We start from the raw sequence: 24,791 nt of genomic DNA, 5'->3' as shown, positions 1-24,791 counted from the left end.
GTGACAGCGTGTGTTCGAATCGAAGCACACCGTATGAAAAATGCCGAGCGTACTCCTGGCGCGATGGGCATTTCAGGTGCTTGCCGAATATGACATGGCGATGATCCGGTCGGACTAAGCTCGCCCGCGGCGCACCGAGTTGAGGTGTATTCGTGCGCCTGTTCCCAAACCTACCGAAGATCCAGTTGTCACCCCGTTTCGATCCGGTACCTACCCGTCTTTTACCCGTAAGCACCCCCGACCCAGCCGATTCCGTCTCAGAGGGCATACATGGTGAGTGTTCAATCGCCTCCCGGTGGCCGTGAACTTCCCTACGCACGCGTGCTGTTGGTGCCGTTCATACTGATGTGCGCGGCGACGGGGGCCGCCGTCGCCGTGCTCACCGGGCCGGCCCGGACCGCCGTCGGCTGGTGCGGGGCCATCGCCACGGTCCTGGTGACCGCCGTCGCGGCCGTGGCGGTCCACCGTGAACGCACCCTGCGTGCGCTGCGCGCCGAGTGCGCGGAGCGCACCGCCTTCCTGGAGCGGCGGATCGCCTCGCAGAACGACGACCTCGACTACCTCCGCACCGAGATCGTGCCCAGGGCGGTCGCCAAGCTGCGTGAAGCCATCTCGCCCGGACAGGTGCTCACCCAGCTCGTCGACGGCACCCCGGAGTTCCGCGGGATCCCCGACGCACAGCGCCGGTTGCTGAAAACCGTGCTGCAGGTCATCGACCGTGAGATCGCGCGGCGCGACTCCGCTCTGCGCGCCTTCGTCCACATCGCCCGCCGCGTCCAGGCCATCGTCCACCAGCAGGCCAACGAACTGCGGGAGATGGAGGAGGACCACGGCCTGACCCCCGAGGTCTTCGACGACCTGCTGCGCCTCGACCACGGCAACGCGCTCATCGGCCGCCTCGCCGACTCCATCGCCGTCATCGGCGGCGGACGCCCCGGCCGCAAGTGGCCCCAGCCCGTGCCGCTGTACAGCTGTCTGCGCGGCGCGATGAGCCGGATCCTGGAGTACCGCCGCATCGAGCTGCACTCCATCGCCAAGGTCAACATCAGGGGCGAGTCGGTCGAGCCGATCATCCACGCCGCCGCCGAACTCCTCGACAACGCCACGCGTTACTCGCCGCCCAACACCAAGGTGCACGTCACCGCCACCGAGGTGCAGACCGGTGTCTGCGTCGAGATCGAGGACGGCGGAGTCAGCCTCAGCGGGGAGAGCCGCGCCAAGGTCGAGAGGATGCTCGCCGAGGCCCAGGCCGGCGTGGACGTCCAGCAGCTCGGTGAGGCCCCCCGCCTCGGTCTTGCGGTCGTCGGCCGCCTGTCGTCCATGTTCAACATGGAGGTCTCGCTGCGGAAGTCGGCATACGGCGGTGTCCGCGCCATCCTCGTCGTCCCGAACGACATGACGACCACGGACCCCGCCCCCGGGCAGGCCCACGGCGTCGGCATCACCTCCATCCCGACCCTGGACAACGACGGCGTCGAGGGGCCCAAGCGCAAGGAGAAGCCCCGCCGCCCCACCACCGGGCCCCGGGTCAGGGAGCGGCTGTCCCTCGAGGACGACGTCCCCGTGGTCACCGAGTGGACGGCGGGCGGCCTGCCGCAGCGTCGCAGCCGGGTGAAGATCCCGCTGAGCCAGCAGATCGCCGAGGCGGCCGCCGCGGAAGCCGCCGCCCAGGCCATCCAGGCCAGGAGCCACGCGCCCGTCAGGCCGGAGCGCGAACGCAAGAAGAAGGACGAGCCGCCGCCCGGCATGTGGGTGGAGGCGTTCTTCGCCGGCCTCAAGGCCGACCCGGACCCGAACGCCTTCTCCTCCGGGCCGCCGGCCGACGACGCGCACGCAACCACCAGCACCGACGAGCCGGCCGCCGCCCAGGCCGACGACGAGGGGGACCCGAAGTGATCCAGCAGCGAGGCAACCTGGACTGGTTGCTGAAGGAACTCGCCGACGGCGTGCCGGGCATCCACCAGATCGTGGTGCTTTCCGCCGACGGACTGCGCATCGCCCGCTACGGCGGCGACCCGGACGCCGCCGACCGTGTCGCCGCGGCCTGCGCCGGACTGCAGAGCCTGGCCGGGGCGGTCGCGGCCGAGATGCCGGACAGCGACGGCCGGATGCGCATGGTCATCATCGAGATCGACGGCGGCTACTTCTACATGATGGAGGCCGGTCCGAACGCCTATCTGGCAGTGCTCTCCGACGTGGTCGCGGAGGCCGGCCTGATGAGCAACCGCATGCGCGATCTCGTCATCCGCATCGGCGACCACCTGACGAGTCCGCCGCGACGGACCGGGCAGACCGTATGACTCCTCCGCAACGGCGCCGGCGCCGTCCCCAGGAGCAGCCTCCCCCGGAGCCTGTCACCGAAGGCGGCGCGGCGGAAGGCGAGGGGAAGCAGCCCGAGCGGCTGTACATCCTCGCCGGCGCGGCCGACGGGGGCGAACGGGCCCCCATCGACCTGGTCACCCTGATCGTGACCAGCGCCGACCCGCCGCCCGCCGCCACGCCGGAGCAGTCGGCGCTGCTCCGGCTCTGCCAGGCCCCCCTGTCCGTGGCCGAGATCTCGGCCTACCTCAGTCTGCCGTTCAGTGTGGTGACCATGCTGATCACCGACCTGCTGGCGGCCGAACTGGTCCAGGCGCGCGCCCCGATCGTCCGGCAGGCGGTGCCCGACCGTTCCCTCCTCGAAGCGGTGATGCATGGACTTCAAAAGCTCTGACACCGTCCCGGGGCCGCCCCCCGAGGACCACCTGCCGCACACCACGCAGGCCGCGGTCAAGATCGTCATCGTGGGCGGGTTCGGGGTCGGCAAGACCACCATGGTCGGTTCCGTCAGCGAGATCAGGCCGCTGACGACCGAGGAGACCATGACCCAGGCGGGCATCGGAGTCGACGACAACTACGGCTCCGACAGCAAGACGGCCACCACCGTGGCCATGGACTTCGGCCGGATCAGGATCACCGAGCAGCTGGTGCTGTACCTGTTCGGCACCCCGGGCCAGGAACGCTTCTGGTTCCTGTGGAACGGTCTGTTCGAGGGCGCGCTCGGCGCCGTCGTCCTGCTCGACACCCGCCGCCTCGAGGTCAGCTTCGATGTCATCGGCCGGCTGGAGGAGCGCGGCGTGCCCTTCGTGGTCGCCGTCAACTCCTTTCCCGGCGCGCCTCGTTACCCCATCGAGGAGCTGCGGGGGGCACTCGACCTGTCCGTCGAGATCCCGATCATGGAGTGTGACGCCCGGCGCCGGGCCTCCAGCCGCGAGGTCCTGATGACGCTGATGCGCTTCCTGCACTCCCTGGCGATGCGCCGCGCCCCCGTGTGAGGGCGTCCGCGCCCCGTCGCGTGGCACCCGCGCCCGCCGTGTGAAGGCGTCCGCGCCACCGCGTGAAGGGGCCCGTGCCCCCGCGTGAGGGAGCCCGTGCCCCGTGCGAAGGCGATCGCGACCGCTTGAGAGCCCCGCGTCGCCGTCCCCATGTTTCGCCCATCCCCACCCCACCCCATCCCATCCCATCCCATCCCAAGACACAGGTTCGACCTGACGTTCCGGAGCGACCATCGTGACGCCTGAATCCCCCTCCCTGACCGGCAGCGACCACACCGGCACGGACGCCTCCCCGGCCGTCCCGCCGCCCGGCTGTCCGGCCCACGGCCTCGGCCCCGGCGGAGTGCGCCGGCTGTACGGTCCCGAGGCGGAGGACCTGGGAGCCCTGTACGAGAAACTCCGCGCCGAACACGGCCCCGTGGCGCCCGCGCTGCTCCACGACGACGTGCCGATCTGGGTGGTGCTGGGGCACGCGGAGAACCTGCACATGGTGCGCAGCCCCGCGCACTTCACCCGCGACAGCCGCATCTGGGAGCCGCTGGTGAGCGGCGAGGTCAAGCCCGACCACCCGCTGACGCCGCACTTCGCCTGGCAGCCCATCTGCTCGCACGCCGAGGGCGACGAGCACCTGCGGCTGCGCGGCGCGGTCACCGGCGCCATGTCGACCATCGACTACCGGGGCCTGCGCCGGTTCATCAACCGCGCGACGCAGTACCTCGTCAACCGCTTCTGCGAACAGGGCCGGGCCGACCTCGTCGGCCAGTTCGCCGACCACCTCCCGATGGCGGTGATGTGCGAGGTGCTCGGCATGGGCGAGGAGTACAACGACCGGATCGTGCACGCCGCCCGCGACATGCTCAAGGGCACCGAGACCGCGATCGCCAGCAACCAGTACATCGTGGACGCCCTCGGCAGGCTCGTCGCCCGCCGCAGGACCGATCCCGACGACGACTTCACCACCCACCTCATCAACCACCCGGCCCGGCTCACCGACGACGAGATCAGGGAGCACCTGCGGGTGGTCCTGATCGCCGCCTACGAGGCCACCGCCAACCTCCTCGCCAACGTGCTGCGGATGATCCTCACCGATCCGCGGTTCCGGGCGCAGCTCAGGGGCGGCCAGATGACGGTGCCCGAGGCGGTCGAGCAGTCCCTGTGGGACGAGCCGCCGTTCAGCAGCATCCTCGGCTACTTCGCCAAGCAGGACACGGAACTGGGCGGGCAGCGCATCCGCAAGGGCGACGGACTGCTCTTCGCCATCGCGCCCGGCAACGTGGACCCCCGGGTGCGGCCCGACCTCTCGGCCAACATGCAGGGCAACCGCTCCCACCTCGCCTTCGGCGGCGGACCGCACGAGTGCCCCGGCCAGGACATCGGGCGTGCCATCGCCGACACCGGCATCGACGCCCTGCTGACGCGGCTGCCCGACCTGGAACTCGACTGCGACGAGGAGGAGTTGCGCTGGACCGCGTCCATCGCGTCGCGGCACCTGGTGCAGCTTCCGGTGCGGTTCCAGCCGAAGCCGCCGCAGGACGTGACGCAGCAGCCGTCGCTTCGGCCGGCGCCCGCGCAGCGCACCGACTGGGAGATCACGACGGCGTCCGCTGCCGGGAGCGCCACTGCCTTCCCGGAGCCGCTGCCGGCGCCGCTCCCGCCGCCGGCCGCCCCGCCGGCGCCCTCCGAGCCGGCCCCCGAGCCGCGGCCCCGGCCGGGACTGTGGCGCCGGGTGCTGCGCTGGTGGCGGAGCCGCTGAGCCGCTACCCCGCCCACGCCTCGTAGGAGGACCAGGCCTCGAGCACCCGCTCGCTGACGAAGCGGTGAGCTCGCCCCGTGACCGGATCGGTGAACTCCAGCCCCCGCGCCAGCAGTTGCAGCGGGCGCCGGAAGTCCCCGGCCGGCGCGGGTTCGGCCACCACCGGATACAGCGGGTCTCCGAGGATCGGCAGCCCCAGCGTGTTCATGTGCACGCGCAGCTGGTGGGTCTGCCCGGTGTACGGCAGCAGCCGGTAGCGCCCGAGCCCGGCACGGTGCTCAAGCAGTTCGATCCGGCTGACCGCGTTGGGCTCGCCCGGCACCTCCCGGGCCGTCATCACCCCGCGCTCCTTCACGATCCGGCTGCGCACGGTGCGGGGCAGGGCGGCCTCGGGGTCGTACGGGGCGACGGCCTCGTACTCCTTGGTGACGCGGCGGTCCCGGAACAGCGACTGGTAGGTGCCGCGCTCCTCGGGCCGCACGGTGAACAGCACCAGCCCGGCGGTGAGCCGGTCCAGCCGGTGGGCGGCGGTCAGCGTCGGGATGCCCAGGTCGCGCCGGAGCCGGGCGAGCGTGGTCTCGGCGACATGGCTGCCGCGCGGGGTGGTGGCCAGGAAGTGCGGCTTGTCGGCGACGACGATGTGCTCGTCCCGGTACACCACGTCGACCGGATACGGCACACGCGGCTCGTCGGGCAACGCACGGTGGAACCACACATACATGCCCGGCACGTATGCCGCGTCCGGGGCGACGGGCCGCCCGTCCGCCCCGACGACGAGCCCCGCCTCGAGCATCCCGTCGATCACCCCGTCCCCGGCCGCGAGCCGCGCCACGAGATGCTCCCGCACGGTGGCCCATCCCCCGTCGAACGGCAACCGCACCCGCACGGGATCGACCCCGCGGCGCTGCGGCAGGGGAGAGGGCGGGGTACGGGGTCGGCGTCTCATGGGGCTCCAGCGTACGAGGCGGCCGGAGCGGGGCGCGAAAGCCTAGGCGGTCGCCTCCTGCACCGCCGCCTCCGGTACGGGAGCGGAAACGGGGGTTCGCCTCCGGAACGCCCGGTAGGCGGCGCCGACTGCGACCGTCGCCGTCAGGAACAGCAGCGTGAACCACCGGAAGTACCAGTGCCCGCCCGTCGGGTCGTACACCGCGGCTCGGGGCCAGGCCAGGTTGACGGTCATCAGGAGGCCGTAGAGAAGGGCGAGGGCGTTCACCGGGATGCCCCAGCGGCCCAGCGAGAACAGCGGGGCCCCCACCTCGTCCGTGCCGCCGGCCGGGAAGCCGCCGCGCAGGCGCCGTAGCAGCAGGGGGCCCGTCACCATCGCGTAGGCCAGGTACAGCATCACGATGCAGGTGGTGCCGATCGCCAGGAAGGCGTCCGGAGAGGCGAAGTCGAGCAGCAGGAGGGCGGTGGCGAGGACGCCGACCACCACGGCGGGCGCGCTCGGCATGCCCGTGCGCGGGTTGACCCGTGCGAGTCGCCGCGCGAAGGGCAGCCTGCCGTCGCGGGCCATGGAGAACAGCATCCGGCAGGCCGCCGTCTGGATCGCCAGCGTCGCCACCGCGATCGCCACCACGACGTCGGCGAGCAGCACCCGGCCCACCCCGTCGCCGAGGCTGCTGGTCAGGACATAACTGAGACCGTCGGTGCCGAGCCGGCCGTCCGTCAGGCTCGGTGCGGCGAGAATGCCGCCGAGGACGATGAGCCCGCCGAGCAGGCCCGCCGCGCCGAGCGCGGTCAGGATGGTGCGCGGCGCGGTGCGGCGCGGGTTGTGGGTCTCCTCGCTCATCTCCCCGGCGCTGTCGAACCCGATCATCACGTACGCCGCCGTGAACGACCCGACGAGCAGCGCCCCGAGCAGTCCGCCCGTGCCGGAGCCGGTGTGGAAGGTGATGCCGGGGGAGCGCCGGGAATGGGTGAGCAGCAGCACGACGATCAGGCAGGCGCCGATGATCTCGGCGGTGACGCCGATGCGGTTGACCACGGACATCACCCGGTTGTCGACGACGTTCACGAGCGTGGTGAGCACCAGCAGGATGACGCCGAGGACCGCCGCGTTGGCCGCGCCGCTGGGCGAGGTGGGTGACGGGTCGCCGCCCACCAGCTGGAAGCCGGACCACAGCGGCGGCATCACCATCTGCAGCGCCAGCGCAGCCGCGGCGACCACGACTATTTGCCCGATCACCATGATCCAGCCGGCGAACCAGCCGAAGGTGGGGTTCGACAGGCGCGAGGACCACTGGTAGATGGCGCCGGAGATGGGGTAGCGCGCGGCCAGCTCGGCGAAGCACGCGGCCACCAGCACCTGGCCCGCCATCACCACGGGCCAGGTCCAGAAGAAGACGGGGCCGCCGAACGCGTACCCGAACGCGAAGAACTGGAAGACGGTCGTCAGGACGGAGATGAAGGAGAACCCGGCCGCGAAGGAGGCGTACCGGCCCAGGCTGCGGTGCAGTTCCTGGTGGTAGCCGAAGCGCGCCAGGTCGGCGGCTTGCTCGGGGCCCGGAGGGTCGGGGCGGACGTCGGCGGGGGCGGTGCTCGTCATGGCGGCAACCTGCTTTCGCACTGCGCGCGAGAGTTCCTGTCGGGCGACAGAAATTGCTGTCGGGCGACCGAACGTAGGGAGCACCTGTTTCACCGGCGTCACGCCGCGGTGTCGGCGTCGGACCCAAGTCCTCACGCCTCCGCGAGAGCACCGCACGACAGGGCGGCGGCACCCGGGTATCCCCGGAGTGCCGCCGCCCTGGGTGTCCGACCGCGGTGTCCTAGGCCGCGGACGCGCCCTCCTGCTCCGCCTCTATGCGCGCGTTCCACTCCCGCTTCGACGCCTGCCAGCCGTCCTCGTCGTGCCCGAGGCGCCAGTAGCCGGAGATGGACAGGTCCTCGCGCGGGAATCCGCGCTCGACGCGCAGCAGCCGGCGCAGTTCCTTCACGAAACCGGCCTCGCCGTGCACGAACGCGTGCACGCGGCCCTCGGGGAACTCAAGCGCCCGTACGGCCTCGATGAGCGCCGCGCCGACCGGCCGGTTCCCGCGGTGCAACCAGACCACCTCCACATCGGAGTCGATCTTCTGCTCCTCCTCGGGGCCGGCGACCTCCACGAACGCGTGTGCCCGGGCGCCGACCGGCAGTGCCTCCAGGGTCGCCGCGATCGCGGGCAGCGCGCTCTCGTCACCGGCGAGCAGATGCCAGTCGGCGCTCGCGTCCGGTGCGTAGGCGCCGCCCGGCCCCATGAACCGCACGGTCTCGCCCGGCCGCACCCGCAACGCCCACGGCCCGGCGAGCCCCTCGTCGCCGTGGATCACGAAGTCCAGGGTCAGCTCGCGGTGCTCCGGATCCCAGGCGCGCACGGTGTACGTCCGGGTCACGGGCCACTGCTCCCGCGGCAGCTCCTCACGGATGCGCTGCAGGTCGAAGGGTTCCGGATAGGTGACGCCCTCGGCAGGGGGGAAGAGCAGCTTCACATAGTGGTCGGTGCAGCCGCCCGCCGCGAAGCCGGCGAGCCCCTCGCCGCCGAGCACCACCCGCTGCATGTGCGGGGTCAGCCGCTGCGTGCGGACCACCTGCGCGGTGTGGGCCCTGCGCGCCTTGCCTGCGGGGCGCTCTGCCATCACGGCCTCCCGGTTCCCTGAGTTAGGTTCACCTAAGTTAGCATCTCCTGCCAGTCAGCACCTCATTCCCGACTCTCCCCTGAGAACGGGATGACACTTCCTCCCGGAACCGTCACGCCCCGAGCGTGGTGAGCAGTCGCCGCAGTGAGCCGCCCAGACCCCAGCGGGCCTCAAGGGCGTCCAGCGCGGCCGGGTCGCGCGGTGTGCGCGGCAGCGCCGTGTCGACCTCGGGCAGCGGTACGTCCTCGGCGACCCGGACGACCGAGGGCGCGACCGCGACATACGGCCGTGCCTCGGCGAGTCGCTTGCGCTGGGCCGGTGTGAGCTTCGACGCCGGGTCGTCGACCGCGGCCATGATCCCGGCCAGGTCGCCGAACTCGGCGAGCAGCTTCGCGGCCGTCTTCTCGCCGATGCCCGCGACCCCCGGCAGCCCGTCGCTGGGGTCGCCGCGCAGCAGCGCCAGATCCGCGTAACCCCGCCCGTCCACGCCGTACTTCTCGCGCAGCGCCGCCTCGTCGGTGAGCTGCAGCGTGCCGACGCCCTTGACCGGGTACAGCACCCGCACCCCGCGCGCGTCGTCGACCAGCTGGTACAGGTCGCGGTCACCGGTGACGATGTCGACGGGACCCTTGGCGCGCGCCGTGAACGTGCCGATCACGTCGTCCGCCTCGTACCCGGCGACGCCCACGCGCGCGATGCCCAGCGCGTCCAGGACGTCCTCGATGACCGGTACCTGCGGGGACAGCGTGTCCGGCACCTCCTCCACGTCCGGTTCCGCCTCGTGGGCCTCGGCCACGCGGTGCGCCTTGTAGGAGGGGATCAGCTCCACCCGCCAGTGCGGGCGCCAGTCCGCGTCCATGCAGGCCACCAGGTCGTCGGGGTGGTGGTCCTTCACCAGGCGGTCGATGAAGTCGAGCAGCCCGCGCACGGCGTTCACGGGCGTGCCGTCGGGGGCCCTCACGGACTCCGGCACGCCGTAGTAGGCGCGGAAGTACAGCGAGGCGGTGTCGAGGAGCATGAGCCGTCGGGTTCTCTGCGTCACGTGCCGCATCATGCCGTACGGCGCCGACAGTGGCCCTTCCGTGGGCGTGCCGTGCACATACGTGGCAGAAGTAAACGCCTTGTGAACTGGGCCACCCCTGCGTTTGGCCTTGACGACCGGGGGCAGGGGCGCCTCGAAGTGATGCCGGTTGCAGTTTCAACGTTTGCAGCGGCTCGGAGGCTTCGAGACGAGAGGTACCTGTGTCTTCCAGGCTTGAGACCGAGCACCTGTACAAGGTGTTCGGCAGACGACCGGATCGGGCGGTGGAACGGCTCCGGCAGGGGGCCGACCGCGAGGAACTACGCGCCGACGGGACCACCGCGGCTGTGATCGACGCGTCCTTCACGGTGGAGCCGGGCCAGATCTTCGTCGTCATGGGCCTGTCCGGATCCGGCAAGTCCACGCTGCTGCGCATGCTCAACGGCCTGCTCGAGCCGACCGCCGGACACGTCCGCTTCGACGGCCAGGACCTCACCGCCCTCGGCCCCCGTGAGCTGCGCGAGGTCCGCGCACGGAAGATCAGCATGGTCTTCCAGCACTTCGCGCTCTTCCCGCACCGCAGCGTCCGCGAGAACGCCGCGTACGGCCTGGAAGTGCAGGGCGTGCCCCGCGCCGAGCGCCTGAAGCGCGCCGACGAGGCGCTCGCCCTGTGCGGCCTGGCCGGCTGGGAGAAGTCGTGGCCCGACGAGCTGTCGGGCGGTATGCAGCAGCGCGTGGGCCTGGCCCGGGCGCTCGCCACGGACGCCGACCTGCTGCTGATGGACGAGTCGTTCAGCGCGCTCGACCCGCTGATCCGCCGCGACATGCAGGACCAGCTGCTGCAGCTGCAGCAGACCCTGAAGAAGACCATCGTCTTCATCACGCACGACCTCAACGAGGCCATGCGCCTCGGCGACCGCATCGCCGTGATGCGGGACGGCCGCATCGTGCAGATCGGCACCGCCGAGGACATCCTGGTCCGCCCCGCCGACGACTACGTCGCCTCCTTCACCCAGGACGTCGACCGCTCGCGGGTGCTCACCGCCGGCGCGGTCATGGACACCACGGTCACCGGCGACGACCCGGGCTGCGGCTGCGAGACCGCGACCCCCGACACGCCGTTCGCCGAGCTGTGCGCGATCAGCGCCCGGCTCTCCCATCCCGTCGGGGTGGTCGACGAGGGCAACCGGCTCATCGGTGTCGTACCGCAGGAGCGGCTGGTGGGCTTCCTCGGCAACGAGGCCGCCGACCCCGCCCCCTGCGACGACAGGCGCGACGCCGACGGCGGGAAGGTGGTCGCCCGTGCCTAGGATCCCGTTCGGCGACTGGGTCAACTCCCTGGTCGACTGGCTGCTGCACCACATGGCGTGGCTGTTCGACTTCTGCAAGACCGTCTTCCTGGGCGCCTTCGACGGCATCGACGCCGTCCTGCAGGCCCCCGAGCCGCTGCTGCTCGCGGGCATCTTCGCCGTGATCGCGTTCTGGCTGCGCGGCACGGCCGCCGGTGTCCTCGCCTTCGCCGGCTTCGCCTTCATCGACTCCCTTCAGCTGTGGGACGACGCGATGGTGACCCTGTCGCTCGTCCTGGTCGCGACGCTCATCGCGCTCGTCGTCTCCGTGCCCGTCGGCATCTGGGCGGCCCGCTCCAGCCGGGTCGGCGGCCTTGTGCGGCCGGTGCTCGACTTCATGCAGACGCTGCCCGCGATGATCTACCTCATCCCGGCGATCCTGTTCTTCGGCACCGGTGCGCCCGCCGGCATCGTGGCCACCCTGATCTTCGCCCTCGCGCCCGGCGTCCGCATGACCGAGCTGGGCATCCGCCAGGTCGACAAGGAGCTGGTGGAGGCCGCGGAGGCGTTCGGCACCACCCCGCGCGACACGCTGCTGCGCGTCCAGCTGCCGCTCGCCCTGCCGACCGTCATGGCCGGCGTCAACCAGGTGATCATGCTGGGTCTGTCCATGGCGGCCATCGCCGGCATGGTCGGCACCGGCGGCCTCGGCGGCGACGTCAACGAGGCCATCGGCCAGCTCGACGTGGGCCTCGGCTCCGAGGCCGGTGTCGCCATCGTCATCCTGGCGATCTACCTGGACCGCATGACCAGCGCCCTCGGCACCCAGGTCTCCCCGCTGGGCCGCCGCGCCGCCGCCCGGCTGCGCGCCGCGCAGGGCCTGAAGATCTGGTCCTACCGGCCCCGGCCCGCCGTGGCCGTGATCGGCGTGGTGGTGCTCGCGCTGGTCGCCGGCGGCATGGGCGTCTTCGCGGGCGGCGGCAAGTCCGCCACCGCCGCCGACGCGCAGAACGTCGGCCAGGGCAAGAAGATCACCATCGGCTACATCCCCTGGGACGAGGGCGTCGCCTCCACGTTCCTGTGGAAGGAGGTCCTGGAGCAGCGCGGCTTCCAGGTCGACGTCAAACAGTTCGACGCCGGTCCGCTCTACACCTCGCTCGCGCAGGGCGACATCGACTTCGAGACCGACTCCTGGCTGCCCACCACGCACCAGCAGTACTGGCAGAAGTACGGCAGCCGGCTCGACGACCTGGGCTCCTGGTACGGCCCGACGTCGCTGGAGCTGACCGTGCCCTCGTACATGAAGGGCATCGACTCGCTGGAGGACCTCAAGGGCAAGGCCGCCACCTTCGGCGGGAAGATCACCGGCATCGAGTCCAGCGCCGGTGAGATGAGCCTGCTCAAGAGCACGGTCCTCAAGAAGTACGGCCTGGACAAGGAATACCAGGTCGTCGACAGCTCCACGCCCGCGATGCTCGCCGAGCTCAAGCGCGCCTACGAGCAGAAGAAGCCCATCGTCGTCACGCTCTGGTCGCCGCACTGGGCGTACAACGACTACGACCTGAAGAAGCTCAAGGACCCCAAGGGCGCCTGGGGCAAGGGCGACTCGGTGCACACGCTCGCCCGCAAGGGATTCGCCCGGGACAACCCGGTCGTCGGGACCTGGCTGAAGAACTTCAGGATGGACGAGAAGCAGGTCACCAGCCTGGAAGCCGAGATCAACAAGGCCGGAAAGGGCAGGCAGCAGGACGCCGTGCGGGCCTGGCTGAAGAAGAACCCGGGTGTCGTCGACAAGCTCGCCCCCGTGCAGAAGTCCGCGGCCGGCAGCCCGGCCGAGGCCGAGCGGCCGCTGAACGTCGCCTGGTTCCCCTGGGACGAGGACGTCGCCGTCACCTACCTGTGGAAGAACGTCCTTCAGCGGCGCGGCTACCGGCTCGACCTGAAGCAGATGGACGTCGGCCCGGTCTACACGGGACTGGCGAGCGGCGACCTCGACCTCAACTTCGACGCCTGGCTGCCGTACGCCCAGAAGAACTACTGGGACAAGACGAAGGACAGGCTCACGGACCTGGGCACCTGGTACCAGCCGACCTCACTGGAGATCGCCGTGCCCTCCTACGTCAAGGACGTGAAGTCCCTGGAGGACCTCAAGGGCAAGGCGAGCACCTTCGACGGAAAGATCATCGGCATCGAGCCCGGCACCGGCGAGATGAACCTGCTCAAGACGAAGGTCCTGCCCGGCTACGGCCTCGACAAGGAGTACCAGGTCGTCGACGGCTCCACGCCCGCGATGCTCGCCGAGCTGAAGCGTGCCTACGCGCAGAAGAAGCCGGTCGCCGTCGTCCTGTGGTCGCCGCACTGGGCGTACAGCGAGTACAAGCTCACCAAGCTCGCGGACGACAGGAAGCTGTTCGGTGAGGGCAACACGATCCGCACCATCGCCGCCCGGGCGTTCCCGGACCGGTACCCGCAGCTCACCAAGTGGATCAGGAACTTCAGGATGAGCGAGGCGGAGCTGGGCAGCCTGGAGAGCGAGATCAAGAACCGCGGCCAGGGCCATGAGGAGGCCGCCGTGGCCGCGTGGGTGCAGCGCCACCCGGACATCGTGCAGCGCATGACCCCGCAGTGACCCGCCCGTAGTGCTCCGGGAGGACACCCGGAGCACCACCAGGACCGCGAGCCGCCCGGCGCCCTCAGCGCGCCGGGCGGCTGCGTACTCCCGTGCGAGCGCCGTGCGAGGCCGTGCGAGAAGAATCCGGACAACCCCGCAACGGCCCAATTCGCCGATCGTGGCCGTACGGCTCTCTTCCCTGACCTTGTCCGCGACGCCTCCGGCACCTCGCGCGGGCCGCCCCGCGCCCCTGGTCAGCCGTTTCCTCGCAGGTGAGCGCGGCGTGCGCGGGGAGGCGGGACGGCTCGTCCGGTGGCGCGAACCCTGACCTTCACCACTCTTGTATATGGCACCGATGTGACGGGCGCATGAAACGGTTTGCCGAACATGCGTAGGGTGCAGACAACTCAGAAGAAGCAGTGGACCGACGAGCGAGGGAGGGAGCCGGAGCGATGGGCGACCACAAAGAGCAGCCCCTTCGGGTGGGCGCGGCCGTACGGCGGCGGCGCCGCGCGCTCGAGCTCACCCTCGCCGTCGTGGCCGAGCGCAGCGGCCTGTCGGTGCCCTTCCTGAGCCAGGTGGAGAACGAGCGGGCGCGTCCCAGCCGGCCCTCCCTGGAGCGGATCGCCGACGCCCTGCGGACCACCGCCGTCGACCTGCTGGCCGCGGCCGACCCGGCGTGCAGCGTGGACGTGCTGCGCGCCGACGACGAAGCGGTCCCGCCGGGGCAGGCCAGGGTGCGCCCGCTGGTGCGCGGGCACCACCAGCTGCACGCGATGGAGTTCATCGGGGACCACGACGAGGGACGCGAATTCCAGCACCGCAACGACGAGTTGATGTACGTCGTCGAGGGCGCCGTCGAGATAGAGGCGGAGGGCCGGGCGCACCGGCTCGGGCGGGGGGACACGCTGTACCTGAGCGGGGGAGTGCGGCACCGCTGGCGGGCGACCGTGCCGGACACCCGCGTGGTGGTGGTCGCGGTCGCGGACCACATCGAGGCGGTCGAGGACCGGTCGCGCCGCCGCTGACCTGCTTGCCGTCACCGCCGGGGCCCGAGGAGGCAGGATGCGGGTCGTCTCACTGGTGCCGTCGCTGACGGAGGCCGTCACCGCCTCCGTGCCGGGCGCCCTGGTCGGCGCCACCGACTGGTGCACCCACCCGGCGGACCTCGACGTCGTCCGGATCGGCGGCACGAAGAACCCGAAGGTCGACCGGATCGTCGGGCTCGCCCCCGACCTGGTGCTAGCCAACGAGGAGGAGAACCGCGAACCGGACCTCGCCGCCCTGCGCGAGGCGGGCCTGAACGTCCTGGTCACCGAGGTGCGGAACGTGCCGCAGGCCTTCCGCGAGCTGGAGCGGGTGGTGGCGGCGTGCGGCGCGCCGGCCCGGCCCCGCTGGCTGGACGAGGCCGAGGCGGCGTGGTCACGGCTGCCGGAGCCGGGGACCTGGACGAGCGCCGTCGTACCCGTCTGGCGCAGGCCCTGGATGGTGCTGGGCCGGGACACCTTCGCCGGGGACGTGCTGGCCCGACTGGGCGTCGGCAACCTGTACGGGACGCACCTCGAGCGCTATCCGAAGGTGCCCCTTCAGGAGCTGCGGGACGCCGCCCCCGACCTGGTGGTGCTGCCCGACGAGCCGTACCGCTTCACCGCCGACGACGGTCCGGAGGCGTTCGAAGGGCTGCCGTGCGCGCTGGTCAGCGGGCGTCACCTCACTTGGTACGGGCCCTCGTTGATCCAGGCGCCACTCGTTCTCGCCCAGGCGCTGCGAGCAGCTCGCCGCTGACGACACCCCGGCCGGTCAGGACCGCGGCCACGGCCCAGGCGGCGACGAGCAGCGCGTACAGGCCGACCGCGAGCCCGTCGAAGGCGCCGAGCCCCGTGCGCCGGGCCAGCGCCTCCGCGCCGGTGGCACAGGTGCCGACCGGGAACGTGAACGCCCACCAGGTCATGGCGAAGCCCATGCCTTGCCGCAGGGCCCGCACCACCAGCGCGGCTGCGAGCGCCAGCCACAGCAGGGCGAAGCCCATGACCGGAACGCCGTACAGCACGGCCAGGACGGCGAAGCCCTCGGCGTACGGGGCGGGTACGGCGTCGCGTGCGGCGTCGGCGGCGGTGCCGACGGCGGTGGTGGACTGGCCGAGCGGGCCGAGGACCAGGAAGAGGGCCGGTGTCAGGGGAAGCGGCAGCGGTCCCGCGGTGATGAGCCGGGTCACGATCGGCGGCAGGATCACGAGCGTGGCCAGCAGGCTCAGCCCGAACAGGGCGAGACAGGCGAGCAGCAGCGTCTCGCGGGGCCGGCCGGCGGGCAGATGCGGGACCAGCAGCGGACCCTGGGCCGCGGAGACCATGGGGGCGACCAGGGGCAGCAGCCACACGGGGCTCGCCTGGTCCGGCTCGATGCGGTGCCGGGCGACCATCAGATACGGCACGGCGACGGCGGCGACGAGAGCGATGACAGTGCCCGCGGTGAACAGGACGGTGTCCACGGCGACGGCGGGACCCGCACCGATCCAGTCCCGGCCGACGGCCAGGGTGGCGCCGCCCACGGCGAGCAGGGCCATGGCCAGGCAGCCGTAGAAGGGGGCCACGGCGGGGTCGAGGAGATGGGCGCGCGCCTGGTCGCGGTGGTGGACCCAGTGCAGGGTGCGGGCGACGAGCAGGGCCGCGAGCAGGGCCGACGCGAGCGCCCAGACGGCCGTGCAGACGGTCCGCAGCCCCGGCACGTGCACGGCGCCGGGCAGACCGGCGCCGGCGGTCGCCACGATCGCGGTGCCCATCACGGAGGCGTACCAGTTCGGTCCGAGGTGCCGGACGGTGGGGGCACGCCGGGGGCCGGCGGGCAGGGGAGGGGCGCTTCTCACGGATCTCCGAGAGAAGGATGCTGGGGGCTGGGCTGCGGTGACCATGGATGCACGGTCCCGCCGGGCGGAGGCCGGCACCAGGGACCACGCCTCTATGTGGGCATAAGCTGTGTTTATGGCTGAGGGTGTTGAGGCGGGGCTTCCGGGGGCGGGTCTGGCGCACCGGGTGCCGGATCTGGGGGCACTGGAGCTGCTGCTCGCGGTGGCCCGGCTGGGCAGCCTGGGGCGGGCCGCGCGGGAGCTGGGGATCACCCAGCCGGCGGCCAGCAGCCGGGTCCGGTCGATGGAGCGGCAACTCGGGGTGGCGCTGGTGGACCGTTCGCCCCGGGGGTCCCGGCTGACCGCCGCGGGGGCGCTGGTCACCGACTGGGCGAGGCGGATCGTGGAGGCGGCGGAGGCCTTCGACGCGGGGGCACAGGCGCTCAGGGGCCGACGGGACTCACGGCTGCGGGTGGCCGCGAGCATGACGATCGCGGAGTACCTGCTGCCCGGCTGGCTGATCGCGCTGCGCGCCCAGCGGCCCGACACGGCGGTGTCGCTGCTGGCCGGGAACTCGGCGGCGGTCGCGGAACGGCTGCTCGCGGACGAGGCCGACCTGGGCTTCGTGGAGGGGCTCTCCGTGCCGGCGGGCCTGGACGAGGCGGTCGTCGCCCGGGACCGGCTCATCGTGGTGACGGCGCCGGGGCACCCGTGGGCACGCCGCCGCAGGCCGCTCACGGCCGGGGAACTGGCCTCGACCCCGTTGATCCTCCGGGAGGAGGGCTCGGGCACCCGTCAGGTCCTGGACGCGGCCCTGGGCGGCCTCGCCCGCCCCCTGCTCGAACTGTCGTCGACCACCGCGGTGAAGGCCTCGGCGGTGAGCGGCGCGGGCCCCGCGGTCCTGAGCGAACTCGCCGTGGGCGAGGAACTCTCGGCCCGCCGCCTGGTGAGCGTCCCGGTCGACGGCGTACGCCTGGACCGCGCGCTGCGAGCGGTATGGCGCACCGGGCACCGTCCGACGGGCCCGGGACGGGACCTGCTGGGGCTCACGCGGCACAGGGGGCAGGGCTGACCGGCGCAGAGGCAGGGCTCACGCGGCACAGGGGGCAGGGCTGACCGGCACAGAGGCAGGGCTCACGCGGCACAGAGGCAGGGCCGACCGGCACAGAGGCAGGGTCGGACGAGGCCAGGGGCTGACGCGCGGACGAGGCCAGGACTGACGCGGAAGACGAGCGCCAGGGCTGACGCGGAAGACGAGCGCCAGGGCGGCGCGGTCTAGGCGCGGGCGGACGCCGCCTCCACCAGCGCCCGCATCACCCGGACGTCCTCGCCCATCTCCGGGTGCCACTGCACACCCAGCACCCAGGCGGCACCCGGCACTTCGACCGCCTCCGGTGTGCCGTCCTCCGCGTACGCCGAGATCACCAGTCCGTCCCCGAGGCGGTCCACGGCCTGGTGGTGGTAGGTAGGGACCGACACCGACTCCGGCGCCACCTCCCCGTAGCGCGTGCCCGGCACCGGCTCGACCGTGTGCCCGCCGAACGCGCCGACCTGGACGACGTGCCCGTCGAGGTGCTGCACGAGTGTGCCGCCCAGGGCGACGTTGAGCAGCTGCATCCCGCGGCAGATGCCGAGCAGCGGCGTGCCGGACGCGAGCGCCGCCCGGATCAGCGCCAGTTCCCACGCGTCCCGCTCGGGCGCGGGCGGCCCGGTGCGCGGGGAGCGCTCCGCGCCGTAGCGGGCCGGGTCCACGTCCGGGCCGCCCGCGATCACCACACCGTCCAGCCGGGCCACCGTCGCCGCCGCCTGCGCCGGATCGTCCGGCGGGAGCATCGCGGCGAGCCCGCCGGCCCGCTGTACCAGCCGCGGATAACCCGCCGGCAGCAGCGCCGCCTCCAGCTCCCAGACGCCCCAGCGCGCCCCGGCCTCCAGATACGTGCTCACGCCGATCAGCGGCCGTCCGGTCATACGGGCCTCCCAGAGCTCCAATGGTCAACGGTAATACCTTTACAAGCGCTCAGGCCAGGAAGCCCCGCAGCAGCGCCGCCGTCCCCGCGCAGTGCTCCCGCATCATCTCCCGCGCACCGTCGGCGTCCCCGTCCAGCACCGCCTCCACCAGCGCCTCGTGCTGCCGCTGCGAGTGCTCCAGGTTGCGCACCAGCAGCGGGATGCAGTCCAGCAGGTCGTTCACGCTGGCCCGGACGGCCGCGTACTGCGCCGTCAGCGACGGCGACCCGGCGAGCTCAGCCAGTGTGAGGTGCAGCAGCGTGTCCAGGCGCCGGTACTCCGTCAGCGGTGCGTCCTGGGTGCGGACCAGGGACCCCCGCAGTCGTGCCGCCTGCTCGTCCGTGAGGCCGTGCGTCGCGCACAGGCCCGCCGCCCCCACCTCCAGCACCTCACGGAACCGCAGCACGTCCTCGATGTCGACCTTCTCGATGCGCCGGCGCAGCTCGTCCTCGCCGCCCGCGTCCACGCGCGGCAGCACGAACGTGCCGCCGTAGCGCCCGCGCCGCGACTCCACCAGGCCCTGCTCCTGGAGGACCTTCAGCACCTCGCGCAGCGTCACCCGGCTGATCCCCAGCCGCTCCGCCAGCTCCCGCTCCGCGGGCAGCCGCTCGCCGCCCGGCACCAGCCCCAGGCGGACCACCTGGAGGATCTGCTCCAGCGCCTCCTCGAAGCCGTTGCCCGCCCGCACCGGCCGCAGCACCGGCGTCAACCGGTCCCGCACGCCGGCGGTGAGGTCGTCGGGTTCCGCCTGCGACATCCGGCCGTGCCCCCTTCCCAAGCAATGGTTCTCGGAAATACCTTATGACTCCCGGCGGACCCGAAGGAGACCTCCTGTGGCAGACCGCACATCCCCGCTCGGCATCGAGGAGCTGCACGCCCTCGTCGCGGGCGGCGAGATCGACACTGTCGTCCTGGCCTTCCCCGACATGCAAGGGCGCCTCCAGGGCAAGCGGTTCGCCGCGCGCTTCTTCCTCGACGAGGTGCTGGAGCACGGCACCGAGGGCTGCAACTACCTCCTCGCCGTCGACACCGAGATGAACACGGTCGACGGTTACGACATGTCCTCCTGGGACCGCGGCTACGGCGACTTCGCCTTCCACCCGGACCTGAGCACCCTGCGCCGGGTGCCCTGGCACGAGGGCACGGCCATGGTCGTCGCCGACCTCGCCTGGAACGACGGCTCACCCGTACTCGCCGCCCCCCGCCAGATCCTGCGCCGCCAGCTGGAGCGCCTGGCCGCCCTCGGCTACACCGCCCAGGTCGGCACCGAGCTGGAGTTCATCGTCTTCAAGGACACCTACGAGCAGGCCTGGGACGCGAACTACCGGGGCCTGACCCCGGCCAACCAGTACAACATCGACTACTCCGTACTCGGCACGGGCCGCATCGAGCCCCTGCTGCGCCGCATCCGCAACGAGATGGCCGGCGCCGGGATGACCGTCGAGTCCGCCAAGGGCGAGTGCAACCCCGGCCAGCACGAGATCGCCTTCCGCTACGACGACGCCCTGGTGACCTGCGACCAGCACGCGATCTACAAGACCGGAGCCAAGGAGATCGCCGCCCAGGAAGGCGTCTCGATCACCTTCATGGCGAAGTACAACGAGCGTGAGGGCAACTCCTGCCACATCCACCTCTCGCTCGCCGACGAGAACGGCCGCAACGCCATGGCCGGCGGGCCCGGCGACCCCGGCGGGATGTCGGAGGTCATGCGGCACTTTCTCGCCGGGCAGCTGGCCGCCCTGCGCGACTTCTCGCTGCTGTACGCGCCGAACATCAACTCCTACAAGCGCTTCCAGCCGGGCTCGTTCGCCCCGACCGCGGTCGCCTGGGGGTACGACAACCGCACCTGCGCCCTGAGGGTCGTCGGCCATGGACGCTCGACGCGCTTCGAGAACCGGGTCCCCGGCGGTGACGTCAACCCGCACCTCGCCGTCGCCGGTTTGGTCGCGGCCGGACTGCACGGCATCGAGCAGAAACTGGAGCTGCCCGAGCCGTGCGCGGGCAACGCCTACACCGCCGAGTACGCGCATGTGCCCACCACCCTGCGCGAGGCCGCCGAACTCTGGGAGAACAGCGCCCTCGCCAAGGCCGCCTTCGGCGACGAGGTGGTCGCGCACTACGGCAACATGGCCCGTGTCGAACTGGCGGCCTTCGACGCCGCGGTGACCGACTGGGAGCTGCGCCGCTCCTTCGAACGCATGTGAGGGGTTCTTTCGTGCCGAACGTCGTGTCGAACGAGCTCGAGCTGCAGGTACTGAATCCGGCCACCGAGGAGGTCGTGGCCACCGTCCCCGCCGCCACCGCGGCCGACGTGGACGCGGCCGTCGTACGGGCCGCGCGGGCGCAGTCCCGGTGGGCGGCGCTCCCGCCCGGCGACCGGGCCCGGCTGCTGCGCCGGTTCGCCCGGGTCGTCGACGAACACCTCGGGGAACTGGCCGAGTTGGAGGTCCGCGAGGCGGGGCACACGATCGGCAACGCCCGCTGGGAGGCGGGCAACGTTCGTGATCTGCTCGACTACGCGGCCGGCGGAGTGGAGCGCCTGACCGGACGTCAGATCCCCGTCCCGGGCGGCCTGGACGTCACGATCCTCGAACCGCTCGGTGTCGTGGGCGTCATCGCACCCTGGAACTTCCCGATGCCGATCGCCGCCTGGGGCACCGCCCCGGCGCTCGCGGCGGGCAACGCGGTGCTCCTCAAGCCCGCCGAGACGACCCCGCTCACCGCCCTGCGCCTGGCCGAACTGGCCCTGGAGGCGGGCCTGCCCGAAGGACTGTTCCAGGTACTGCCCGGCCACGGCCCCGTCGCGGGCGCCGCGCTCGTCGAGCACCCGGGCGTGGCGAAGATCGTCTTCACCGGGTCGACGGCCGTGGGCAAACAGGTGCTGGCGAAGGGCTCGGCCCGGCTCAAGCGCGTCACCCTCGAACTCGGCGGCAAGAGCCCCAACATCGTCTTCGCCGACGCCGACCTCGAAGCCGCCGCGGCCACCGCCCCCATGTCGTTCCTCGACAACTCCGGCCAGGACTGCTGCGCCCGCACCCGCATTCTCGTCCAGCGCTCCGCCTACGACCGCTTCCTCGACCTGCTCGCCCCCGCCGTCGAGTCGGTCGTCGTCGGCGAGCCGGCCGACGAGAACACCCAGATGGGCCCGCTGATCTCCAGGACCCAGCTGGAGCGCGTCCGCTCGTACGTCCCCGCGGACGCCGAAGGGATCCGCGGCAAGGCACCCGAGGGGCCGGGCTTCTGGTTCCCGCCGACCGTCCTCACCGGGGTCGGCCCGCACGCGCGCGTGGCCGTCGAGGAGGTCTTCGGCCCGGTCGCCGTCGTCCTGCCCTTCGAGGACGAGGCCGACGCGATCCGGCTCGCCAACGACACGCCGTACGGGCTCTCCGGCTCCATCTGGACCCGGGACGTCGGCCGCGCGCTGCGCGTCTCCCAGGCCGTCCGCGCGGGCAACCTGTCCGTCAACTCCCACTCCAGCGTCCGCTACTGGACCCCCTTCGGCGGCTTCAAGCAGTCGGGGATCGGCCGCGAACTCGGCCCGGACGCCCTGACCGCCTTCACCGAGACCAAGAACGTCTTCATCAGCACGGAGGGCCCCGCACAGTGACAGTGACCTCGCAGACCTCTGACAGCATCTGCCGCCGCCTGGTCGGCCGCACCGCCGTCGTCACCGGTGCCGGCAGCGGCATCGGCCTCGCCAGTGCGCGCCGCCTCGCCGCCGAGGGCGCGAACGTCGTCTGCGGCGACATCGACGAGACCCGCGGCAAGGCCGCCGCCGAGGAGGTCGGCGGGCTGTTCGTGAAGGTCGACGTCACCGACCCCGAACAGGTGGAGGCGCTGTTCAAGGCGGCCTACGACACCTACGGGTCCGTCGACGTCGCCTTCAACAACGCGGGCATCTCGCCGCCCGACGACGACTCCATTCTCGAGACCGGCCTGGAGGCCTGGAAGCGGGTCCAGGAGGTCAACCTGACCTCCGTCTACCTGTGCTGCAAGGCCGCCATCCCCTACATGCGGCGCCAGGGCAAGGGCTCCATCATCAACACGGCCTCGTTCGTGGCCCGCATGGGCGCGGCCACCTCGCAGATCTCGTACACGGCCTCCAAGGGCGGCGTCCTCGCCATGTCCCGTGAGCTGGGCGTGCAGTTCGCACGGGAGGGCATCCGGGTCAACGCGCTGTGCCCCGGGCCGGTCAACACCCCGCTCCTGCAGGAGCTGTTCGCCAAGGACCCCGAGCGGGCCGCGCGCCGTCTGGTGCACATCCCCGTCGGACGGTTCGCGGAGGCGGAGGAGATCGCCGCGGCGGTCGCGTTCCTCGCCAGCGACGACTCGTCCTTCGTGAACGCCACCGACTTCCTGGTGGACGGCGGAATCGCGGGCGCGTACGTCACGCCCCTGTAGCGGGCCCCGGCCTCGTGCCCCGGGGTCAGGGCGACATCAGGGCGGCCCGAGGGCGGCGGCACCGGCGCCAGGCGCCGGTGCCCGTGCCGGTGGTCGCGTCAGAGGAAGGTGTGCCCCTCGCCGCGGTACGTCGGGACGGTCGCCGTGACCCGGTCGCCCTCGACGAGGTGGAGCGCGTCGAAACGCTCGCACAGCTCGCCCGCCTTGGCGTGCCGGAACCATACCTTGTCGCCGATGAGCAGGTCGTCGGCGGCCGAGCCCAGCAGCGGCGTCTGCACCTCGCCGGGCCCCTCCTGCGGGTCGTACTTCAGCCCCTCGGGCAGATACGGCACGGGCAGCCGGTCGGGGCCCGCGGCGCCCGACGCGGGGTAGCCGCCGCCCAGCACGGTCACCACCCCGACGCCCGGCCTGCGCACCACCGGCTGGGCGAACAGGGCGGCCGGACGGCCGCGGAACGCGGTGTAGTTGTCGAACAGCCGCGGCTGGTACAGCCCGGAACCCGCCGCTATCTCGGTCACCGCGTCCTCGGCGGCCGTGTACTGGACGCTGCCCGTGCCACCGCCGTTGACGAACTCCAGGTCCGGTGCCACGGCCCGGACCGCGCGCACCACTTCCGCGCGGCGCCGGCCGAGCTCCCTGCGCGCGGTGGCCTGCATCAGCCGGATGGCCCGCGACCGCACCGGGCGCCCGGCCACCGCGTCGCCGACACCGGCGACATGGCCCTCGTACGCCATGATGCCCACCAGCCGGAAACCGGGCGTACGGACCACCGTGCGGGCCATCTCGGCGACCTGCTCGGGGGAGTGCAGCGGCGAGCGGCGCGCGCCGACGCGGACCCGGCCGCCGAGCAGCTTCAGCGAGGTGTCCAACTCCAGGCAGACGCGCACCTCTTCGGTGCCGCCCCGGCGGGCGTCGTCGATGAGGCGCAGCTGGGCCGGATCGTCGATCATCACCGAGACGGCGGCGGCGAGCTTGGGGTCGCCGGTCAGTTCGGCGAACGCCTGGCGGTCGGCCGAGGGGTAGGCCAGCAGGACGTCGTCGAAACCGGAGCGGGCCAGCCACAGGGACTCGGCGAGCGTGAAGGACATGATGCCGGCGAAACCGTCCCGGGCGAGCACCCGTTCGAGCAGAGCGCGGCAGCGTACGGACTTGCTGGCGACCCGGATCGGCTTGCCGCCGGCCCGGCGGAGCAGGTCGTCGGCGTTCGCGTCGAACGCCTCCAGGTCCACGATCGCGACAGGGGCGTCGAGATGAGCGGTGGCCCGGTCGTAGCGGGCCCGGTCTGCGGCGCGGGCAGTCATGGACGCAGCCTGCCAGATGTGATTACCGCAGGGTAGGGGGACGATCCGGGCAGATGCCGCCGGTGACGCGGACCGGTTCCCGTTCGAGGCGGATCAACCCGTAGAGTGACGCGCACGTGGGCAAGCGGCTGCTCCGCTCGGGCGCGTACGCCTGGGATGGGCGCCCGCTCGCGCGGGTATGCCTGCCCAGGACGGGCCGGCGTCCGCACCACGCCTACCGGCCGTCCGCCCTGGGCGGTCGGACACCCGGGGCGTCCCGGGAGGCCCGGCTACAACGAAACGGGGGGTGCATGAGCACGGAAGCGCACCGCGCCTCCATCCCTCCGCGCCCCTCGACCCCGCCCCGTCCGGCCACGCAGCCGGGCGACCCCATGACTCCGCGCCGTCCGTCGAGTTCACCGGACGAGCCGGCGACTGCGCCCCGCCCGGCGACGCGCTCCGACGCCTCCGTGCCCCCGCCGCGCCCGTCGACGCCGCCGGGTGTCCCGCCCGCGGGGCCGAACGGCACCTCCGCGCCCGGAGGCGACCGACCTCGGCCCACGCAGCGCGACGGCTCGGCCGCAACGATCCCGCCCCGCCCCGAGCAGCCGCCCGCGGCGGCACCCCTCTCCGGCCCGCAGGCCCCAGCCGCACCGCGGCGA

The 24,791-nt window shown here is 72.2% G+C and carries 21 protein-coding genes; 13 read left to right on the top strand and 8 right to left on the bottom strand.

Annotated features, from left to right (window positions below; all coding sequences use genetic code 11):
- Nucleotides 1-270: 270 nt before the first annotated feature.
- From ACIRC0_RS28425 to ACIRC0_RS28405, 5 genes are all read left to right on the top strand, one after another.
- Nucleotides 271-1,896, top strand: coding sequence for an ATP-binding protein (locus ACIRC0_RS28425; protein ID WP_403621284.1), 1,626 nt, complete (start codon nt 271-273; stop codon nt 1,894-1,896).
- Nucleotides 1,893-2,300, top strand: coding sequence for a roadblock/LC7 domain-containing protein (locus ACIRC0_RS28420; protein ID WP_388999019.1), 408 nt, complete (start codon nt 1,893-1,895; stop codon nt 2,298-2,300). The genes ACIRC0_RS28425 and ACIRC0_RS28420 overlap by 4 nt, the downstream gene beginning before the upstream one ends.
- Nucleotides 2,297-2,713 carry a DUF742 domain-containing protein gene (locus tag ACIRC0_RS28415; RefSeq protein ID WP_403621281.1) on the top strand — a complete coding sequence of 139 codons (417 nt, stop codon included), beginning with the start codon at nt 2,297-2,299 and terminating at the stop codon, nt 2,711-2,713. Before ACIRC0_RS28420 ends, ACIRC0_RS28415 begins: the two co-directional genes overlap by 4 nt.
- Nucleotides 2,694-3,314: a GTP-binding protein gene (locus ACIRC0_RS28410; RefSeq protein ID WP_403621278.1), complete on the top strand. Its 621-nt coding sequence runs from the start codon at nt 2,694-2,696 to the stop codon at nt 3,312-3,314. Before ACIRC0_RS28415 ends, ACIRC0_RS28410 begins: the two co-directional genes overlap by 20 nt.
- Before the next feature lie 235 nt (nt 3,315-3,549).
- Entirely contained in the window at nt 3,550-5,067 is a 1,518-nt protein-coding gene (locus tag ACIRC0_RS28405; protein ID WP_403621275.1) for a cytochrome P450, read from the top strand.
- Between the two features lie 4 nt (nt 5,068-5,071).
- Here the strand turns inward: ACIRC0_RS28405 and ACIRC0_RS28400 are convergent, their stop codons facing one another.
- The 4 genes from ACIRC0_RS28400 to ACIRC0_RS28385 form a co-directional block, all read right to left on the bottom strand.
- Nucleotides 5,072-6,013, bottom strand: a complete 942-nt coding sequence (locus ACIRC0_RS28400) for an RluA family pseudouridine synthase (RefSeq protein ID WP_403621272.1) — start codon at nt 6,011-6,013, stop codon at nt 5,072-5,074.
- Nucleotides 6,014-6,055: 42 nt separating this feature from the next.
- Entirely contained in the window at nt 6,056-7,612 is a 1,557-nt protein-coding gene (locus ACIRC0_RS28395) for an amino acid permease (RefSeq protein WP_403621269.1), read from the bottom strand.
- Nucleotides 7,613-7,832: 220 nt separating this feature from the next.
- The gene (locus tag ACIRC0_RS28390) at nt 7,833-8,678 is read right to left on the bottom strand and encodes a siderophore-interacting protein (RefSeq protein ID WP_403621266.1); all 846 of its coding nucleotides are present in this window, start codon (nt 8,676-8,678) and stop codon (nt 7,833-7,835) included.
- 112 nt (nt 8,679-8,790) lie between these two features.
- Complete coding sequence (locus tag ACIRC0_RS28385) at nt 8,791-9,729, bottom strand: 5'-3' exonuclease H3TH domain-containing protein (protein ID WP_403621770.1); 939 nt, start codon at nt 9,727-9,729, stop codon at nt 8,791-8,793.
- 191 nt (nt 9,730-9,920) lie between these two features.
- Here ACIRC0_RS28385 and ACIRC0_RS28380 point away from each other — a divergent pair, with 191 nt between their 5' ends.
- The 4 genes from ACIRC0_RS28380 (at nt 9,921) to ACIRC0_RS28365 (ending at nt 15,384) form a co-directional block, all read left to right on the top strand.
- Nucleotides 9,921-11,009: a glycine betaine/L-proline ABC transporter ATP-binding protein gene (locus ACIRC0_RS28380; protein ID WP_403621263.1), complete on the top strand. Its 1,089-nt coding sequence runs from the start codon at nt 9,921-9,923 to the stop codon at nt 11,007-11,009.
- Complete coding sequence (locus tag ACIRC0_RS28375; protein ID WP_403621260.1) at nt 11,002-13,617, top strand: ABC transporter permease/substrate binding protein; 2,616 nt, start codon at nt 11,002-11,004, stop codon at nt 13,615-13,617. Before ACIRC0_RS28380 ends, ACIRC0_RS28375 begins: the two co-directional genes overlap by 8 nt.
- 434 nt (nt 13,618-14,051) lie before the next feature.
- Nucleotides 14,052-14,627 carry a helix-turn-helix domain-containing protein gene (locus tag ACIRC0_RS28370; RefSeq protein WP_103845299.1) on the top strand — a complete coding sequence of 192 codons (576 nt, stop codon included), beginning with the start codon at nt 14,052-14,054 and terminating at the stop codon, nt 14,625-14,627.
- Nucleotides 14,628-14,664: 37 nt separating this feature from the next.
- Complete coding sequence (locus ACIRC0_RS28365; RefSeq protein WP_403621256.1) at nt 14,665-15,384, top strand: helical backbone metal receptor; 720 nt, start codon at nt 14,665-14,667, stop codon at nt 15,382-15,384.
- Here ACIRC0_RS28365 and ACIRC0_RS28360 read toward each other — a convergent pair.
- Nucleotides 15,311-16,507: a TDT family transporter gene (locus ACIRC0_RS28360; protein WP_403621254.1), complete on the bottom strand. Its 1,197-nt coding sequence runs from the start codon at nt 16,505-16,507 to the stop codon at nt 15,311-15,313. The genes ACIRC0_RS28365 and ACIRC0_RS28360 overlap by 74 nt on opposite strands.
- 70 nt (nt 16,508-16,577) lie before the next feature.
- Here ACIRC0_RS28360 and ACIRC0_RS28355 point away from each other — a divergent pair, with 70 nt between their 5' ends.
- Complete coding sequence (locus ACIRC0_RS28355; protein WP_403621251.1) at nt 16,578-17,513, top strand: LysR family transcriptional regulator; 936 nt, start codon at nt 16,578-16,580, stop codon at nt 17,511-17,513.
- 203 nt (nt 17,514-17,716) lie between these two features.
- Here the strand turns inward: ACIRC0_RS28355 and ACIRC0_RS28350 are convergent, their stop codons facing one another.
- Together ACIRC0_RS28350 and ACIRC0_RS28345 are read right to left on the bottom strand one after the other, a co-directional pair.
- Nucleotides 17,717-18,409 carry a gamma-glutamyl-gamma-aminobutyrate hydrolase family protein gene (locus tag ACIRC0_RS28350; RefSeq protein ID WP_403621767.1) on the bottom strand — a complete coding sequence of 231 codons (693 nt, stop codon included), beginning with the start codon at nt 18,407-18,409 and terminating at the stop codon, nt 17,717-17,719.
- Between the two features lie 49 nt (nt 18,410-18,458).
- The gene (locus tag ACIRC0_RS28345; RefSeq protein ID WP_403621248.1) at nt 18,459-19,205 is read right to left on the bottom strand and encodes a FadR/GntR family transcriptional regulator; all 747 of its coding nucleotides are present in this window, start codon (nt 19,203-19,205) and stop codon (nt 18,459-18,461) included.
- A gap of 76 nt (nt 19,206-19,281) precedes the next feature.
- Between ACIRC0_RS28345 and ACIRC0_RS28340 the strand changes: the two genes are divergently transcribed.
- Genes ACIRC0_RS28340 through ACIRC0_RS28330 form a run of 3 tightly spaced genes read left to right on the top strand, consistent with a single transcriptional unit; the run spans nt 19,282 to nt 22,849 of the window.
- On the top strand, nt 19,282-20,652 hold the full coding sequence (locus tag ACIRC0_RS28340) for a glutamine synthetase family protein (RefSeq protein ID WP_403621245.1): 1,371 nt from the start codon (nt 19,282-19,284) through the stop codon (nt 20,650-20,652).
- 23 nt (nt 20,653-20,675) lie between these two features.
- Nucleotides 20,676-22,055, top strand: a complete 1,380-nt coding sequence (locus ACIRC0_RS28335; protein ID WP_403621764.1) for an aldehyde dehydrogenase family protein — start codon at nt 20,676-20,678, stop codon at nt 22,053-22,055.
- Between the two features lie 2 nt (nt 22,056-22,057).
- Nucleotides 22,058-22,849, top strand: a complete 792-nt coding sequence (locus ACIRC0_RS28330) for a 3-oxoacyl-ACP reductase (RefSeq protein ID WP_403621761.1) — start codon at nt 22,058-22,060, stop codon at nt 22,847-22,849.
- Nucleotides 22,850-22,947: 98 nt separating this feature from the next.
- On the opposite strand, the gene ACIRC0_RS28325 is transcribed toward ACIRC0_RS28330, so the two are convergent.
- Entirely contained in the window at nt 22,948-24,150 is a 1,203-nt protein-coding gene (locus tag ACIRC0_RS28325) for an amino acid deaminase/aldolase (protein WP_403621242.1), read from the bottom strand.
- Between the last annotated feature and the right edge of the window lie 641 nt (nt 24,151-24,791).

This window comes from Streptomyces sp. NPDC093984, assembly GCF_044764595.1.
Classification (GTDB): Bacteria; Actinomycetota; Actinomycetes; order Streptomycetales; family Streptomycetaceae; genus Streptomyces; species Streptomyces cynarae.
Note: the sequence above shows the minus strand (reverse complement) of the source record. Positions and strands in the feature narration are given on the sequence as shown.

Bases quoted from the DNA above. Each gene is read 5' to 3' on its own strand.
- ACIRC0_RS28425 (WP_403621284.1), top strand. From the start codon at position 271: ATGGTGAGTGTTCAATCGCCTCCCGGTGGCCGTGAACTTCCCTACGCA.
- ACIRC0_RS28415 (WP_403621281.1), top strand. From the start codon at position 2,297: ATGACTCCTCCGCAACGGCGCCGGCGCCGTCCCCAGGAGCAGCCTCCC.
- ACIRC0_RS28410 (WP_403621278.1), top strand. From the start codon at position 2,694: ATGGACTTCAAAAGCTCTGACACCGTCCCGGGGCCGCCCCCCGAGGAC.
- ACIRC0_RS28400 (WP_403621272.1), bottom strand. From the start codon at position 6,013: ATGAGACGCCGACCCCGTACCCCGCCCTCTCCCCTGCCGCAGCGCCGC.
- ACIRC0_RS28395 (WP_403621269.1), bottom strand. From the start codon at position 7,612: ATGACGAGCACCGCCCCCGCCGACGTCCGCCCCGACCCTCCGGGCCCC.
- ACIRC0_RS28390 (WP_403621266.1), bottom strand. From the start codon at position 8,678: ATGGCAGAGCGCCCCGCAGGCAAGGCGCGCAGGGCCCACACCGCGCAG.
- ACIRC0_RS28385 (WP_403621770.1), bottom strand. From the start codon at position 9,729: ATGCGGCACGTGACGCAGAGAACCCGACGGCTCATGCTCCTCGACACC.
- ACIRC0_RS28370 (WP_103845299.1), top strand. From the start codon at position 14,052: ATGGGCGACCACAAAGAGCAGCCCCTTCGGGTGGGCGCGGCCGTACGG.
- ACIRC0_RS28365 (WP_403621256.1), top strand. From the start codon at position 14,665: ATGCGGGTCGTCTCACTGGTGCCGTCGCTGACGGAGGCCGTCACCGCC.
- ACIRC0_RS28360 (WP_403621254.1), bottom strand. From the start codon at position 16,507: ATGGTCACCGCAGCCCAGCCCCCAGCATCCTTCTCTCGGAGATCCGTG.
- ACIRC0_RS28355 (WP_403621251.1), top strand. From the start codon at position 16,578: ATGGCTGAGGGTGTTGAGGCGGGGCTTCCGGGGGCGGGTCTGGCGCAC.
- ACIRC0_RS28350 (WP_403621767.1), bottom strand. From the start codon at position 18,409: ATGACCGGACGGCCGCTGATCGGCGTGAGCACGTATCTGGAGGCCGGG.
- ACIRC0_RS28345 (WP_403621248.1), bottom strand. From the start codon at position 19,205: ATGTCGCAGGCGGAACCCGACGACCTCACCGCCGGCGTGCGGGACCGG.
- ACIRC0_RS28325 (WP_403621242.1), bottom strand. From the start codon at position 24,150: ATGACTGCCCGCGCCGCAGACCGGGCCCGCTACGACCGGGCCACCGCT.